The 16,333-nt window shown below is 68.4% G+C and carries 9 protein-coding genes; 1 reads left to right on the top strand and 8 read right to left on the bottom strand.

The window, feature by feature from the left end:
- Window positions 1-4: 4 nt before the first annotated feature.
- Window positions 5-1,933, bottom strand: coding sequence for a DUF3592 domain-containing protein (locus AVME950_RS11435; RefSeq protein WP_284429919.1), 1,929 nt, complete (start codon window positions 1,931-1,933; stop codon window positions 5-7).
- A 206-nt stretch (window positions 1,934-2,139) separates the two neighbouring features.
- On the opposite strand from AVME950_RS11435, the gene AVME950_RS11430 reads away from it, so the two are divergent.
- A complete protein-coding gene (locus tag AVME950_RS11430) occupies window positions 2,140-4,332 on the top strand; it encodes a TonB-dependent siderophore receptor (RefSeq protein WP_284429918.1) in 2,193 nt (730 codons plus the stop codon).
- Window positions 4,333-4,823: 491 nt separating this feature from the next.
- Here AVME950_RS11430 and AVME950_RS11425 read toward each other — a convergent pair whose 3' ends face one another.
- The 7 genes from AVME950_RS11425 to aroB all read right to left on the bottom strand — a co-directional run bounded on the left by AVME950_RS11425 (window position 4,824) and on the right by aroB (window position 16,215).
- Entirely contained in the window at window positions 4,824-6,302 is a 1,479-nt protein-coding gene (locus tag AVME950_RS11425) for a glutamate synthase subunit beta (protein ID WP_284429917.1), read from the bottom strand.
- 50 nt (window positions 6,303-6,352) lie between these two features.
- Window positions 6,353-11,107, bottom strand: a complete 4,755-nt coding sequence (locus AVME950_RS11420; RefSeq protein WP_284429916.1) for a glutamate synthase-related protein — start codon at window positions 11,105-11,107, stop codon at window positions 6,353-6,355.
- Between the two features lie 180 nt (window positions 11,108-11,287).
- On the bottom strand, window positions 11,288-11,992 hold the full coding sequence (locus AVME950_RS11415) for a transposase (protein WP_284429915.1): 705 nt from the start codon (window positions 11,990-11,992) through the stop codon (window positions 11,288-11,290).
- Between the two features lie 138 nt (window positions 11,993-12,130).
- The gene (locus tag AVME950_RS11410) at window positions 12,131-13,084 is read right to left on the bottom strand and encodes a class I SAM-dependent methyltransferase (protein WP_284429914.1); all 954 of its coding nucleotides are present in this window, start codon (window positions 13,082-13,084) and stop codon (window positions 12,131-12,133) included.
- Window positions 13,081-13,716 carry a DUF1415 domain-containing protein gene (locus tag AVME950_RS11405; RefSeq protein WP_284429913.1) on the bottom strand — a complete coding sequence of 212 codons (636 nt, stop codon included), beginning with the start codon at window positions 13,714-13,716 and terminating at the stop codon, window positions 13,081-13,083. Before AVME950_RS11405 ends, AVME950_RS11410 begins: the two co-directional genes overlap by 4 nt.
- Before the next feature lie 109 nt (window positions 13,717-13,825).
- Window positions 13,826-14,995: a deoxyguanosinetriphosphate triphosphohydrolase gene (locus AVME950_RS11400; protein ID WP_284430238.1), complete on the bottom strand. Its 1,170-nt coding sequence runs from the start codon at window positions 14,993-14,995 to the stop codon at window positions 13,826-13,828.
- Window positions 14,996-15,051: 56 nt separating this feature from the next.
- Entirely contained in the window at window positions 15,052-16,215 is a 1,164-nt protein-coding gene (gene aroB, locus AVME950_RS11395) for a 3-dehydroquinate synthase (protein WP_284429912.1), read from the bottom strand.
- Between the last annotated feature and the right edge of the window lie 118 nt (window positions 16,216-16,333).

Here is a 16,333-nt window from a genome sequence, read left to right as displayed (position 1 = left end):
CGGACTAACCGCCCCACAGGCACCACGCCAGCACAGCCAGCGCGGCCAGGGCGCCCCAGGTCGGGCGCGAGTGGCCCGTCAACGCGGGCCGCTGCGATCCGGGGGTGAAATGGCCCTGCCGGACCCGCCAGGCCTGGGCGATCGCCTGGCCCACGGCCGTGGCGGCCTCGGTGCCGGCGATGCCGGGCGTGAGGCGCACGCGGCCCCCTTCGGGCACCGGCGCGTACAGCGCGAAGTAGGCCTCTTCGCTGGGGCCGCTGCCCGTGACCCGTTGCAGCGCGCGGACCAGGGCCTGGGTGGCCTCGCCCGGCACCACCCGCGCGTGCGACCACAGCCAGGAGCGGCGCTGCACGACCAGGCCGGCGTCCTGCACCGTCAGCGTCCAGCGCCGGGATGCGGCATGCAGCAACGCCACCGCCAGGGCCCACCCGGCGCCCGCGGCCGCCGGGGTGCGCCACCCGGCGGCCAGGGACACACCCAGCCCGTCCAGGGCCACCGCGCCGAGCGCCAGGTTCACCAGCACGATGCCGGCCGCCCAGGTCCAGCCGCCCGGGCGAAAGACGAAGTGCCAGGCGTGCTGGGTTTCCTGCAGCGTGACAGCGGGCGGCAGGAACATGGGGGCCTCGTCATCCTGCTCCGCGCCCGGCCCCGCCGGGCGGGCACTGACGGGAACGGGCGTGCCCTTCCAGGCCGCCCGGCGGTCGAAGCGGTCCGGCGGCTCCCCTGACAGGGGCTGCGCTGCCGCCTGGACGGGCACGTCGCACGTCAACTCCGGCTCGCCTTGCGGCGTGCGCAGCAGGTCCAGCCGCCATTCCACGCGCTCGCCCGAGCGGCGGGCGCCGCTGGTCGGCGCATCGGGCGGCACCAGGAAACGCGCCACCAGCCGCAGCCGGCCGCCGCTGGCCGGCTGCATCGCCACGGGCTCGGCGAAAGACTCCACGCGCCGTTCGGGTGAGCCCGAACTCGCTTCGTCCACCCGGTACTGGGCCAGTCGCAATTGCAGGCTGTGCCCCTGCATGCGGGGCGCGGCACGGGCCGGCACCACCAGCGCCACCTCGACCAGATGCCCTGCGAGTGGCCGCGCGGGCTGCAAGGCGAGCCCGGTGCCCGCGTATCGCCAGGCCAGGTAGGTGACATGCCCCGAGTACCACAGCAGCCCGATGCCCACCAGAGCGCACAGGCCCACGACCCCCTTGGCGAGCCACGGAATATGGGGATCGGGCCACAGCAAGGCGGCCATCGGGACACTGAAGCCGCACCAAAACAACGCGATGAGCCACAGGATGCCGAGGGATCGGCGTGCCGGGTTCCCAGGCGGGGGCAACGGCCCGTCCGACAGGGACGCGGCATCGGCCTCTTCGCGAGCCATCTTGCGCCAGCGCAGCAGGACGAAGACGAACACCCAGGCCGCCACCAGGCCCACGCCGGTGAACACCAGGGCAAAGGGCAGACGAAACAGCTGCAGGCGCCAGCGGATGGCGGGGTCGATCAGCGATTGCGACGGGTTGGCCGGGTTCACCCACGCGGTGACGGTGTGCCCGCTGGCCCGGGCGCCTTGCAGTTGCGCGAGCCACCGGCGTTGCCAACCGTCGAAGTCCATCGATTCGCCATGGCCTGCCGGGTCCAGGCCCACGCGGGTGCCTTCATGGGGCTTGCCGTCCACGGCGTAGCGGTAGCGGGCCTGCACTTCGAACGCGGGCCCCGTACCGCTGCCCGAACGGCGCGCCTCCCGCCGAAGCTCCGCGGAGAGGACCTCGGCCTGCACCGGCTGCCAGCGGTGGTGCACCTCCCACGCCAGGCGCAGGGTGCTGGCCAGGGGCCGCAGTCCGTAGGTGTAGCCGAAGACGCCAAATGCCACGGCGAAGACGGCGCTGAACGCCAGCAGTGCCAGCCGGGTGCCGATGCTGCCTGCCCTCGTCCGCTCTCTGGCCACGGGTTCTCCTCGTCGATGTCGTTTCTTGTGGCTCGAAGAATATCAAGCCCCGCGCCACCAGGGGCCGCGTGGCGGGGCGCGAAACGCCCCGGCGCGGCGCGCGCGCAACACTTCGCACACATCGATCGAAACAAAGCAAAAGGGCTGTCCCCTTTCCGGGGGGCTGCGTGTCTTCTTCTCGACAACCACCAACGAGAGAAGCACCGATGCACCGCCACCCGACCCCTGACCGACGATTTCCGCCTCCCCCCTGCGCCGCCGCGGCCCGCGGCCCGCGCCGCTCTCTGCTGGCCGCCGCCAGCCTCGCGGCCCTGGTGCAGGGCACCGCCCTGCCCGCCTGGGCCCAGGCGCCCGCGGCCGCCGAGCCGCAATTGCCCGCCACCGAGGTCGTCGGCCGCCAGCAGTCCGGCCAGTACCACGCCCAGGAATCCGAGGGCGCGACCAGGACCGACACGCCGCTGCGCGAAGTGCCCCAGGCCGTGCGCGTGGTCACGCGCCAGCTGGTCGACGACCTGGGCGCCCAGCGCCTCGATGACGTGCTGGACTACGTGGCCGGCGTTTCGCGGCAGAACAACTTCGGCGGCATCTGGGACAACGTGGCCATGCGGGGCTTCGTGGGCCACGAGGACATGGGCATGAGTCTGCTGCGCAACGGCATGCCGGCCAACCGCGGCTTCAACGCGCCGCGCGACACCTCCAACGTGGAGCGCTTCGAATTCCTCAAAGGCACCATGGGCGCGCTGTACGGCAACAGCGAGCCGGGCGGCACGGTGAACGTCGTGACCAAGCCGCCCCGGTTCAAGGCCGCGCATTCGGTCGAGGCCTACTACGGCACGCACGACGCCAGGCGCATGGCGCTGGACAGCACCGGCCCGCTGAACGGCAGCGCCACCGAGCCCGCCACGCTGGCCTACCGCCTCAACGTGTCGGTGGAGGACAAGGACAGCTTCCGCGACTTCGTGCACAGCCGCCGCGAGCTGATCGCCCCCGCCATCACCTGGAAGCTCGGCCCCGACACCGTGCTGCGCTACGACGGCGAGTGGCTGCGCCAGCGCGCGCCGCTTGACCGGGGCGTGGTCTCGGTCAACGGCCAATTGGGCGCGGTGCCCACCTCGCGCTTCTACGGCGAACCCGGCGACGGCGACATCACCGTGGACAACCAGACGCACCAGTTCTTCCTGGAGCAGACACTGTCGGCCGACTGGAGCCTGCGCGCCGGCCTGCAGTACAAGCGCAACACGCTGGCCGGCCTGGCCAGCGAATCCCACCAATACGGCCCGTCGCCCTGCCAGACCTCGATCGAGGCCAGCGGCTGGCTGTGCCGCCGGCTCATCCGCCGCGACTTCCGGTCCGACGACACCACGGTGCAGCTCGACCTGAACGGGCGCCTCACGACCGGCGCCTTCCAGCACGAGCTGCTGGTCGGCGCCGAGGTGTCGCGCTTCGACATGGACCAGACCATGCTCACCCAGGCGGGCGGCGGCCGCGTCGGCTACGGCATCAGCGTGGCCAACCCGGTGTACGGCGCCGCCGCGCGGCCCGCGCTCACGGCCCGCGCCATCGACCGCACGGTGGAAGACCGCACCACCGCCTTCTACGTGCAGGACCAGATCAGCCTCACGCCCCAGTGGAAGCTCCTGGCCGGCGTGCGCCACGACCGCTACCGCGGCGAGATCGACGAGCGCAGCACGGGCCGCGTCACCACCCAGGACCCGAGCGCCACCTCGCCGCGCCTGGGCCTGACCTGGCTGGCCACGCCCGAGGTGTCGGTGTACGCCAGCGCCGGGCGATCGTTCCGCGCGCAGGCCCAGACCACCGCGTCCGGCCAGCAGATCCAGCCCGAGATCGGCACCGCGCGCGAGCTGGGCATGAAGTGGCAGAGCGCCGATGCGCGCCTGGGCGGCAGCGTGGCGCTGTTCGACATCAGCAAGCGCAACACGGCCACCTGGGACGACGACGGCGTGTACCTGGTGCCGGTGCCCGGCAAGGTCCGCAACCGGGGCCTGGAGGCCGAGTTGGCCGGCTGGGTCGCACCCGGCTGGCGCGTGGCGCTGAGCTACACCTACCTGGATGCCGACCCGCTCATCACCCAGTTCGCCCGCCAGAGCGCCAGCGCCTTCGTCACGCACGAAAGGGCGCTGGCCGGCGGCGGCCTGCTGGGCGTGGGCGGCGGCTTCACCCACGTGGGCGAGCGCCGCGGCGACACGGGCGAGCCGCGCCTGCCCGCCTACACCGTGGCCAAGCTGACCACCTACTGGAACCTGGACAAGCGCCTGCGCGTGTCGCTGGACGTGGACAACCTGTTCGACAAGACCTACTACCACAGCGCCTACAACCGCGTCTGGGTCATGCCCGGCAGCCCGCGGCAGGTGACGGTGGGCGTGCAATACAAGTTCTGAGGACCCAGAGCCAAAACAGCCTCCAGCGCAATGAACGCGCCGGCATGGCGCTCATTTTTTCATAGCAATCAGGAACGGTGCCGCAGGATGCCGTTCTTGATGCCAAGGCGGACAGCCGCACCGCGCACCGATCGCAGGGACTCGAGAAATTTCAGAACGTTTCAGGACTTCTCAGCCCCTGTTAAGGGCACAAAGAAGGCCCGCCGCCAGAATCCGTGGGCTGAACGACGCGATCGAAGAATCACCAGGAATTCGAAAACCGCACTCCGGTGACGAATGGACAGCCAGATTTCGGCAGGAGAGGGAGGTCAGAGAAAAAGAGAAAGGAAAGGGCGACCGGCGCCGCGCCGCAAACGCTGGCCTTTCCACGAAAGCCCCTGCCGTTCGGCAGGGGCTTTTTTTTGGGTCGTTCGGGCCATCGCTTCGGCGCAAAGAAAACGGCGCTCCGAAGAGCGCCGTGGCGTTTCAAAGCCTGCCGCTTTTGACGGGACTCAGCGCGGCAAGTCGGAGTACCCCATCAGGAACTCGTCCACCGCGCGCGCGGCCTGGCGGCCTTCGCGGATGGCCCACACCACCAGGGACTGGCCCCGGCGCATGTCGCCCGCAGCGAACACCTTGGGCACGTTGGTGGCGTAGCCGCCGTCAAAGTCGGTGGTGGCCTTTGCGTTGCCGCGGGCGTCCTTGTCCACGCCGAAGGCGTCCAGCACCTGCGCTACGGGGCTCACGAAGCCCATGGCCAGCAGCACGAGGTCGGCCTTGAGGACCTGCTCGCTGCCGGCCACCTCGACCATCTTGCCTTCCTTCCATTCGACGCGGACGGTCTTGAGGCCGGTGACCTTGCCCTTCTCGCCCAGCAGTTCCTTGGTGGAGATGGCGAACTCGCGCTCGCAGCCCTCCTCGTGGCTGGAGCTGGTGCGCAGCTTGATCGGCCAGTAGGGCCAGGTCATGGGGCGGTTCTCGACCTCGGGCGGCTGGGGCATCAGCTCGAACTGCGTGACGCTCACGGCGCCGTGGCGGTTGCTGGTGCCCACGCAGTCGCTGCCGGTGTCGCCACCGCCGATCACGATGACGTGCTTGCCATCGGCGCGCAACTGGCCCTTGAGCTTGTCGCCCGCGTTGACCTTGTTCTGCTGGGGAAGGAACTCCATTGCGAAGTGCACGCCGTCCAGGTCGCGGCCCGGCACGGGCAGGTCGCGCGACTGCTCGGCGCCGCCGGTCAGCAGCACGGCGTCGAAGTCCTTTTGCAGTTGCTCGGGCGTGATGGTTTCCTTGGCCCAGTTGGTGACCTTGGAGCCCTTGCCCAGGCCGTCCTTGGCGGCGCCGATGAACACGCCGGTGCGGATGGTGACGCCCTCGGCGGCCATCTGCTCGGCACGGCGGTCGATGTGCGACTTCTCCATCTTGAAGTCGGGAATGCCGTAGCGCAGCAGGCCGCCGATGCGGTCGTTCTTCTCGAACAGGGTCACGTCGTGGCCCGCGCGCGCCAGTTGCTGGGCCGCCGCCATGCCGGCCGGGCCGGAGCCGACCACAGCGACCTTTTTGCCAGTCTTGTGCTTCGGGGGCAGGGGCTTGACCCAGCCCTCGGCCCAGGCGCGGTCGATGATGGCGTGCTCGATCGACTTGATGCCCACCGGGTCGTCGTTCACGTTGAGCACGCAGGCGGCCTCGCAGGGCGCGGGGCAGATGCGGCCGGTGAACTCGGGGAAGTTGTTGGTGCTGTGCAGCACCGCGATGGCGCTCTTCCAGTCCTGCTGGTACACCAGGTCGTTGAAGTCCGGAATGATGTTGTTGACCGGGCAGCCGTTGTTGCAGAACGGCGTGCCGCAGTCCATGCAGCGCGCGCCCTGGATCTTGGCCTGCGCGTCATCCAGGCCGATGACGAATTCCTTGTAGTGCTTCAGACGCTCGCCGACAGGCTTGTAGCCCTCTTCGATGCGCTCGTATTCCATGAAGCCGGTGGTCTTTCCCATGATGTCTGTCCTTGAATCGTTGAATGCGGTGCGGGTGGATCGGGCGGGCCTTACTTGGCGGGCACCGTTTCCTTCGCAGGATGGGCGACTGCGGGCGTCGCGGGCTCCTCCAGCACCTTGCGTTCATGGATTTCGGACAGCGCGCGCTTGTATTCGGTCGGGAACACCTTCACGAACTTGGCGCGCGAGGCCGCCCAGTTGTCCAGCAGTTCGCGCGCACGCTTGCTGCCGGTCCAGCGGTTGTGGTCTTCCAGCATCTTCTTGAGCTGGGCTTCGTCGGTCTGGTCTCGGTGCCAGATGCCGCGCGAGATGCTGGCGGTCTGCTCGTCGCCGGGCAGGATGCGCTCCAGCGTCACCATGGACAGGTTGCAGCGGGTGTCGAACAGGCCGTCCTCGTCGTACACGTAGGCCACGCCGCCGCTCATGCCGGCCGCGAAGTTGCGGCCCGTCTTGCCGAGCACCACCACGGTGCCGCCCGTCATGTATTCGCAGCCATGGTCGCCGGTGCCTTCCACCACGGTGGAGGCGCCGGACAGGCGCACCGCGAAGCGCTCGCCCGCCACGCCGCCGAAGAACGATTCGCCGCTGGTGGCGCCGTACATCACCGTGTTGCCCACGATGGTGTTGCGCGTGGTGTCGCCGCGGAAGTCGATCGACGGACGCACGATGACGCGGCCGCCCGACAGGCCCTTGCCGGTGTAGTCGTTGGCATCGCCGATCAGGTACAGCGTGATGCCGCGCGTGAGGAACGCGCCGAACGACTGCCCGCCCGTGCCTTCCAGCTGGATGCGGATGGTGTCGTCCGGCAGGCCTTCAGGGTGGGCGCGCGTGACGGCGCCCGAGAGCATGGCGCCCACCGAGCGGTTCACGTTGCGCGCCACTTCGATGAACTGCACCCGCTCGCCCTTTTCGATGGCGGGCTGGCTGCGCTCGATGAGCTTGCGGTCCAGGGTCTTTTCGATGTTGTGGTCCTGCACGTCGACATGAAAGCGCGGCACGTCGGCCGGCACGTTCGGCTGGGCGAACAGGCGGCCGAAATCCAGGCCGCGCGCCTTCCAGTGGGCAATGCCGGCACGCATGTCGAGCAGGTCGGTGCGGCCGATGAGGTCGTCGAACTTGCGGATGCCCAGCTGGGCCATGATCTGGCGCACTTCTTCGGCGATGAAGAAGAAGTAGTTCACCACGTGCTCGGGCTTGCCCGAGAACTTCTTGCGCAGCTCGGGGTCCTGCGTGGCCACGCCCACGGGGCAGGTGTTCAGGTGGCACTTGCGCATCATGATGCAACCCTCGACCACCAACGGCGCGGTGGCGAAGCCGAACTCGTCGGCCCCCAGCAGCGCGCCGATGGCGACGTCGCGGCCGGTCTTCATCTGGCCGTCGGCCTGCACGCGCACGCGGCCGCGCAGGCGGTTGAGCACCAGGGTCTGCTGGGTTTCGGCCAGGCCGATCTCCCACGGGCCGCCCGCGTGCTTGATGGACGACCAGGGCGATGCGCCCGTGCCGCCGTCGTGGCCGGCGATCACCAGGTGGTCGCTCTTGCACTTGGTCACGCCCGCGGCGATGGTGCCCACGCCCACTTCGGACACCAGCTTGGTGCTGATGCTGGCGTGCGGCGCCACGTTCTTCAGGTCGTGGATGAGCTGGGCCAGGTCCTCGATCGAATAGATGTCATGGTGCGGCGGGGGCGAGATCAGGCCCACGCCGGGCACGCTGTGGCGCAGCTTGCCGATGTAGTTGGTGACCTTGCCGCCGGGCAGCTGGCCGCCCTCGCCGGGCTTGGCGCCCTGGGCCATCTTGATCTGGATCTGGTCGGCCGACGACAGGTATTCGGCCGTGACGCCGAAGCGGCCCGACGCCACCTGCTTGATGCGGCTGCGCAGCGAGTCGCCGTCCTGCAGCGTCAGGTCGACCTCGACGTTCTCGGCGCCGATCACGCTCTTGAGCGTGTCGCCCTGCTTGATCGGAATGCCCTTCAGTTCCTGGCGGTAGCGCGCGGCATCCTCGCCGCCCTCGCCCGTGTTGCTCTTGCCGCCGATGCGGTTCATGGCCACGGCCAGCGTGGCGTGCGCCTCGGTGGAGATCGATCCCAGCGACATGGCACCGGTGGCGAAGCGCTTGACGATCTCCTTGGCCGATTCGACCTCGTCCACGGCAATGGCCTTGGTCGGGTCGAACTTGAATTCGAACAGGCCGCGCAGGGTCATGTGGCGGCGGCTCTGGTCGTTGATGAGCTGGGCGTATTCCTTGTACGTGTTCCAGTTGTTGGCGCGCGTGGAATGCTGCAGCTTGGCGATGGCGTCGGGGCTCCACATGTGCTCTTCGCCGCGCGCGCGCCAGGCGTATTCGCCGCCGGCGTCCAGCATGGTTTCCAGCACCGGGTCGTCGCCGAACGCGGCCTTGTGCATGCGGATGGCTTCTTCGGCGATCTCGAACACGCCGATGCCTTCCACGCGGCTGGCGGTGCCGGTGAAGTACTTGACGATGGTGTCGGTGTTCAGGCCGATGGCCTCGAACAGCTGCGCGCCGCAGTAGCTCATGTACGTGGACACGCCCATCTTGGACATGATCTTCGACAGGCCCTTGCCGATGGCCTTCACGTAGTTGTAGATGGCTTTCTCGGGCGACAGGTCACCCGGCATGCCCGCGTGCATCTCGGCCAGGGTTTCCATGGCGAGGTAGGGATGCACGGCTTCGGCGCCGTAGCCGGCCAGCACGGCGAAGTGGTGCACCTCGCGCGCCGTGCCGGTCTCCACCACCAGGCCGGCCGTGGTGCGCAGCCCTTCGCGCACCAGGTGCTGGTGGATGGCCGACAGCGCCAGCAGCGCGGGGATGGCCACCTGCGTGGCGTTCACGGCGCGGTCGCTGATGATGAGGATGTTGGCACCGCCCTTGATGGCATCGACCGCCTGCGCGCACAGCGAGGCCAGCTTGGCCTCCACGCCTTCGCGGCCCCAGTCCAGCGGGTAGGTGATGTCGATGGTCGCGCTCTTGAACTTGCCCTGCGTGTGCTTTTCGATGGCATGCAGCTTGGCCATGCCGGCGAAGTCCAGGATGGGCTGGCTCACTTCGAGCCGCATCGGCGGGTTGACCTGGTTGATGTCCAGCAGGTTGGGCTTGGGGCCGATGAAGCTGTTGAGCGACATCACGATGGCCTCGCGGATCGGGTCGATCGGCGGGTTCGTCACCTGGGCGAAGAGCTGCTTGAAGTAGTTGTACAGCGGCTTGTTCTTGCCCGACAGCACGGCCAGCGGGCTGTCGTTGCCCATGGAGCCGATGCCCTCTTCACCGTTCTTGGCCATGGGCGCCATCAGGAACTTGATGTCTTCCTGCGTGTAGCCGAAGGCCTGCTGGCGGTCGAGCAGCGGCAGTTCGGCCGGCAGCGGACCGGCCGGCGCCTCGCCGCCCACGCTGTCGAGCTTGATGCGCAGGTTCTCGATCCACTGCTTGTAGGGCTTGGTGTTGACGACGTTGGCCTTGAGCTCCTCGTCGTCGATCATGCGGCCCTGCTCCAGATCGATCAGGAACATCTTGCCGGGCTGCAGGCGCCACTTGCGCACGATCTTGTTCTCGGGGATCGGCAGCACGCCGGACTCGGAGGCCATCACGACCAGGTCGTCGTCGGTGATGCAGTAGCGCGAGGGACGCAGGCCGTTGCGGTCCAGCGTGGCGCCGATCTGGCGGCCGTCGGTGAACACGATGGAGGCCGGGCCGTCCCAGGGCTCCATCATCGCGGCGTGGTATTCGTAGAACGCGCGGCGGCGCTCGTCCATGGTGGTGTGCTGCTCCCATGGCTCGGGGATCATCATCATCACGGCCTGGCTGATGGGGTAGCCGGCCATGGTCAGCAGTTCGAGGCAGTTGTCGAACGTGGCGGTGTCGGACTGGTCGGCGAAGCTGATGGGGTAGAGCTTCTTGAGGTCGGCCGCGAGCACGGGCGAGGCCATCACGCCCTCGCGCGCCTTCATCCAGTTGTAGTTGCCCTTGACGGTGTTGATCTCGCCGTTGTGCGCCACGTAGCGGTACGGGTGGGCCAGCGGCCACTCGGGGAAGGTGTTGGTGGAAAAGCGCTGGTGCACCAGGCCCACGGCCGAGACGCAGCGCTCGTCCTGCAGGTCCAGGTAATAGGTGCCCACCTGGTCGGCCAGCAGCAGGCCCTTGTAGACCACCGTGCGGCTGGACATGCTGGGCACGTAATACTCTTTGCTGTGCTTGAGCTTGAGGTTCTGGATGGCGGCGCTGGCCGTCTTGCGGATCACGTACAGCTTGCGCTCCAGCGCGTCCTGCACGATCACGTCGTTGCCGCGGCCGATGAAGACCTGGCGCAGGATGGGCTCCTTCTTGCGCACGGTGGGCGACATCGGCATGTCGCGGTTGACCGGCACGTCGCGCCAGCCCAGCAGCACCTGGCCCTCGGCCTTGATGGCGCGCTCCATCTCCTGCTCGCAGGCCAGGCGCGAGGCGTGCTCCTTGGGCAGGAAGATCATGCCGACGCCGTATTCGCCGGAGGGCGGCAGCACCACGCCGGTGGAGCCGTCGGGGGCCGTGCCGGCCCGGGCCATCTCTTCGCGGTAGAGCGCGTCGGGGATCTGGATCAGGATGCCCGCGCCATCGCCCATGAGCTTGTCGGCGCCCACGGCGCCGCGGTGGTCGATGTTTTCGAGGATCTTGAGCGCCTGCGTCACGATGTCGTGGCGCTTCACCCCCTTGATGTGGGCCACGAAGCCCAGGCCGCACGCGTCGTGCTCTTGGGTGGATGAATAGAGACCGTGCTCTTGCAGGTATTGGATCTCGGCAGCCGTCGTCATGGCGCTCTCCTCGGAAATGGGTCGCAGGGAGCGCAAGATTAGTGCATCGCAGCAAGGTCGGGCAAGCACTTTAAATGGGGTCAGATTCACATTATTGATGAGAATAGATCGCATTTATTTTTATTGGGGACACATCAAATTCAGGAGCAATGAAGCTTTTCGCCATATGGCCTGAAGGAATTATTCGGGAATGGGTCTCGGCATTGCGGGCGGGCGGCCGGCCTTGCCTTTGACCACCCGCCGCTCCGTCTGCTGTTGCAACGCCTGCACGAACGCGGCGTCTCCCAGGGCCCAGCCGGCGAGCGCGGAATCGGTCAGCGCCTGCTGCTGCAGCCGGCCGACGCCCGCCTGCATCAGCGCGGCGTAGGCCGCCTCGCGGGCGAAGGGCGTGTTGCCCAGCGCCCAGAACAACGCATGCGGCGTGATGAGCCGGTCGTTGCGCAGGCCCAGGCAATGGGCGTGGCTGGACCAGGGGTAGTCCACCGCCTGCGCGGTGGCGCCGGAGCGCACCGGATTCAGGTCCATGTAGGCCATGCAGGCAAGCAAATAGCGCTCGGGCTGCAGCACGGTGGAGCGGTAGCGCCCCTCCCACAGCGTGCCGGTGCGCGCGTGGCGGTTGTTGAAGTAGCGCACGTAGCTGCGCCCCACGGCCTGCATCATCAGTGGCAGTGCGTCGGCCGTCTGGGGGGTGGCCAGCAGGTGAAAGTGGTTGCCCATGAGCACGTAGGCATGGACGGCCACGCCGCAGCGGCGGGCCTGCTCGGTCAGCAAGGCCAGCATGGTTTCGTGGTCCTGCCGGTCGGCGAAGATGGCCTGGCGGTTGTTGCCGCGCTGGATCACGTGGTGCGGGTAGCCGGCAAGGGTCAGGCGGGGCAGTCGGGCCATGGGGTCGCACAAAGTGGAACAGGCGCCATGGTAGGGGGAATCCGTCCCCGATTCCGCATGTGCCGCCCGATCGGCGCGATTGCTACTATTTTTATAGCATCAAAGGCAAACAAAACCCCGGCATGCGGCCAAAAACCCTCAAACCGTTGCCGGAACCGCCTCGGGCGCCGTGTCCGCATGTGGCGGCAGGCCGAACCGCGCCGCCAGAGTCTGCTCCAGCCCGAACTCCGCCAAAATCGCCCGCAGCCGCTCGGCCGCGCTGCGCTTTTTCTGGCCGGTATAGCGGGCCACGATCAGCTCGTTCTTCATGCTGTGCTCCCAGCCCACCAGCTCGGTCACCGTCACCTGGTAGCCGCTGGCTTCCAGGTGCAGGCAGCGCAGCACATTGGTGATCTGGCTGCCCATCTCGCGCGTGTGCAGCGGGTGACGCCACAGTTCGGCCAGCGGCGTGCGCGACAGCTGCAGCGCCTTACCCTGGCGCAGGCACGCGGCCACCTCGGCCTGGCAGCAGGGCACCAGCACCATCGCGCGCGCCTGCTTGGCCAGCCCGAAGGCGATGGCGTCGTCGGTGGCCGTGTCGCAGGCATGCAGGGCCGTCACCACGTCGATGCGCTGCGGCAGCGCCGCGGCATCGGTGGATTCGGCCACCGACAGGTTCAGGAACGACATGCGCTCGAATGCCAGCCGCTGGGCCAGGGCGCGCGAGTGTTCCACCAGCTCGGCCCGCGTCTCGATGCCGTAGATGTGCCCGCGCCCCAGGGCCTTGAAGAACAGGTCGTACAGGATGAAGCCGAGATACGACTTACCCGCCCCGTGGTCCGCCAGCGTGGCCACGTGGCCTTCCTGCGACAGCTCCTGCAGCAGCGGTTCGATGAACTGGAACAGGTGGTACACCTGCTTGAGCTTGCGCCGCGAATCCTGGTTGAGCCGCCCTTCGCGGGTGAGGATGTGCAGCGCCTTGAGCAGTTCGATGGACTGGCCCGGCCGCAGCTCCTGCAGCACCTGGTCTTCGGGCGAGGGCTTCGGCGCGGTCCGCCCCGCCGATGACGAAGAAGCGCCTCCCTGCCCGGCCGCAGCTTTGGCGCGCTTCATGCGCCCTCCCCTGCGCCGGCAGCGCCCACCGGCGTGGCCCGCCCGGCCACCGGGCAGCGCGGGCCGACGTCCAGTGCCTTCCAGCCTTCGGCGCCCAGTTCCTCCAGCACTTCGATGTTGCGCTCGAAGATCGCCTCGGCCTCGGGGAAGGCCTCCACCGCACGGTCGATGCTCTCCTCGCGCAGCAGGTGCAACGTGGGATACGGCGCGCGGTTGGTGCTGTTGGTGACGTCGTCCACGTCGGTGCCGTCGAACTGGAACTGCGGGTGGAACGAGGCCACCTGCAGGATGCCGCCCAGGTCCATGGCCTCGACCAGATCGTCGGCGAGCGCGAGGAAGTCGTTGAAGTCCAGAAAATCCTCCATGCAGCCCGGCGCCATGAGCAAGGTGGTGTCACGGCGCTCGGCGGAGATTTCGGCCAGCGCCTCCAGCTCGCGCTGTAGGTCTTCCAGCAGGCCCCGCCCATCGGTCGCCTCGCTCACCACGTAGTGGATCTGCGCCTTCACGTGCACCGCCTTGGCGAAGGGGCACAGGTTCAGGCCGATCACCGCGCGCTCCAGCCAGCGCACCATGTCCTCTTTCACGGTGTCGAGCGGAAAGGCGTGGGGGGCGGCGGCGGGCAATTCGGTCATGGGGACTTTCTTCGGGGGGCGCCCATTTTATCGGCCGGGCGCGGGTGGGCCTTGCGGCGGGGCCGTGCCGCCAGACCGTGGCAGCGTTCGGCCCGCGCGCCCGGAGCGATCAGGACAACAGCCGTTGGCCCGTGAGCCGCTCGTGCTCACGCACCGCGAAGCGGTCCGTCATGCCGGCGATGAAGTCCGCCACCGTGCGCATCCGCTGCACCTCGTCACCGGCCGCGGCACGCGCCGCGAAACGCGGCTTCATCGCCTCGGGTGAGTCCGTGTAGGCCGCGAACAGATCGCGCACCACCTGCTGGGCCCGTCCGGTGGTTTCCATCACCTGAGGGTGGCGGTACAGGTTCTGGAACAAAAAGCGCTTCAGCCCCTGCGACTGCGCGCGCATCTCGGCGCTGAACGCCACCAGGGGCGGCGCACGGCGCACGTCATCCACCCGCGCCGGCGCGGACTGGGCGATGGCGGCGTTGGTCGCATCGATCACGTCATACACCTGTGCGCTGAGCATGCGCCGGATCGCTTCGTTCAGAAGCCGCCGCTGGCCCGCCGGCGCCGCCAGGTGTGGGTGGTCGCGCTCGGCCTCGGCGCGGTAGCGCTCGAACAGCGGCACCTCGCTCAGTTGCGCCAGCGTGATGAGGCCGGAGCGCACGCCGTCGTCGATGTCGTGCGCGTTGTAGGCGATCTCGTCGGCCAGGTTGCACAGTTGCGCCTCCAGGCTGGGCTGCCCGCGCTGCAGGAAGCGCTGGCCGATGCCGCCGGGCTCCAGCGCCTCCATGCGCTCGGCGTTGGCGCGCGAGCAGTGCTTGAGAATGCCTTCCCGCGCCTCGAACGTGAGGTTCAGGCCGTTGTAGTCGGGATAGCACTCTTCCAGCTCGTCCACCACGCGCAGGCTCTGCAGGTTGTGCTCGAAGCCGCCGTGCGCGGCCATGCATTCATGCAGGGCGTCCTGCCCGGCGTGGCCGAACGGGGTGTGGCCCAGGTCGTGCGCCAGGGAGATGGCCTCCACCAGATCCTCGTTGATGCGCAGCGAACGGGCGATCGAGCGGCCCAGTTGCGCCACTTCGAGCGAGTGCGTCAAGCGCGTGCGGAACAGGTCGCCCTCGTGGTTCAGGAACACCTGCGTCTTGTAGACCAGCCGGCGGAAGGCGGTGGAATGCACGATGCGGTCGCGGTCGCGCTGGTACTCCGAGCGCGTGGGCGCCGCCGACTGGGGATGGCGGCGCCCCCGGGTATCGGCCGGGTCGCAGGCGTACGGCGCCAATCCAGGGGGCTGCATCAAAAGGGTCTTCACCGCTCGACTGGCTTCAATTGCATGCGATTCAACCAATAGCCTCAGGCACAGCAGGCGTCGATGACTTCGCGCACCAGCGCATCCGGCGCGGCACGCACCGCCGCGCGCCCGGGGCCGTCGATCACCACGAAGCGGATCTCGCCCCCTTCGGATTTCTTGTCCACCCGCATCAGTTCGAGATAGCGGCCCGCGTTGTCCGCGGCATCGATCACCGGGCCGCGCACAGGCAACCCCGCACGCTCGATCAGCTGGCGCAGTCGCTGCACGAAGGCCGCGTCCACCAGCCCCAGCCGGTACGACAGCTCGGCCGCCATCACCATGCCCGCCGCCACGCCTTCGCCATGCAGCCAGACGCCGTAGCCCATGCCCGCCTCGATGGCGTGGCCGAACGTGTGGCCGAAGTTGAGAATGGCGCGCAGGCCGGCCTCGCGTTCGTCCTGGCCCACCACGAAGGCCTTGATCTCGCAACTGCGCCGCACGGCGTGGGCCAGCGCGGCATGGTCGCCGGCGCGCAGGGCATCCATCGCGGTCTCGAGCCAGTCGAGGAACGCCATGTCGGCAATCGGTCCGTACTTGAGGACTTCCGCCAGCCCCGCGCTCAGCTCGCGGGGCGGCAGGGTGTCGAGCGTGGCCAGATCGCACACCACCAGTTGCGGCTGGTAGAACGCGCCGATCATGTTCTTGCCCAGCGGGTGGTTGATCGCGGTCTTGCCCCCCACCGACGAATCGACCTGCGCCAGCAGCGTGGTGGGCACCTGCACGAACGGCACCCCACGCATGTAGCTGGCCGCGGCAAACCCCGTCATGTCGCCCACCACACCACCGCCCAGCGCGAACATCACGGTCTTGCGGTCGCAGCCGTTGGACAGCAGCGCATCGAAGATGAGGTTGAGCGTCTGCCAGGTCTTGTGTTCTTCGCCATCGGGCAGGACGACCTGCAGCACCCGTGGGTAGCGCGCCGTCAGCGCAGCCTCGAGCCGCTGCACATAGAGCGGCGCCACGGTCGAATTGGTGACGATCAGGGCCGACGCGGCGGCCGGCAAGGCCTGGTAGGTGGCCGGGTCGTCCAGCAACGATTCGCCGATGAGGATGGGGTAGCTGCGGTCGCCCAGGGCAATGTCCACCTGGGCGGGGCGATCGCCCTGCAGTGCCCTGGCGGATGGATGGGCGGCGCGGGAAAGGGGGGCCTGGGATACCAGGGGCATGTCGTGATCCATGGTCGAGAGTCTAGCGGGCCGCCGGGCCGCCCATGCGGACGGATGTCTGCAGCCAAAGTCCCGATCAGTACCGTGCTGCCACAACATGCGGACATTCGGAGGGAGA

The sequence above is a fragment of the Acidovorax sp. SUPP950 genome (assembly GCF_030158935.1).
GTDB lineage: Bacteria > Pseudomonadota > Gammaproteobacteria > Burkholderiales > Burkholderiaceae_C > Paracidovorax.
This window is presented reverse-complemented; position numbering and strand designations above follow the sequence as displayed.

Bases quoted from the DNA above. Each gene is read 5' to 3' on its own strand.
- AVME950_RS11430 (WP_284429918.1), top strand. From the start codon at position 2,140: ATGCACCGCCACCCGACCCCTGACCGACGATTTCCGCCTCCCCCCTGC.
- AVME950_RS11425 (WP_284429917.1), bottom strand. From the start codon at position 6,302: ATGGGAAAGACCACCGGCTTCATGGAATACGAGCGCATCGAAGAGGGC.
- AVME950_RS11420 (WP_284429916.1), bottom strand. From the start codon at position 11,107: ATGACGACGGCTGCCGAGATCCAATACCTGCAAGAGCACGGTCTCTAT.
- AVME950_RS11415 (WP_284429915.1), bottom strand. From the start codon at position 11,992: ATGGCCCGACTGCCCCGCCTGACCCTTGCCGGCTACCCGCACCACGTG.
- AVME950_RS11410 (WP_284429914.1), bottom strand. From the start codon at position 13,084: ATGAAGCGCGCCAAAGCTGCGGCCGGGCAGGGAGGCGCTTCTTCGTCA.
- AVME950_RS11405 (WP_284429913.1), bottom strand. From the start codon at position 13,716: ATGACCGAATTGCCCGCCGCCGCCCCCCACGCCTTTCCGCTCGACACC.
- AVME950_RS11400 (WP_284430238.1), bottom strand. From the start codon at position 14,995: ATGCAGCCCCCTGGATTGGCGCCGTACGCCTGCGACCCGGCCGATACC.
- aroB (WP_284429912.1), bottom strand. From the start codon at position 16,215: ATGCCCCTGGTATCCCAGGCCCCCCTTTCCCGCGCCGCCCATCCATCC.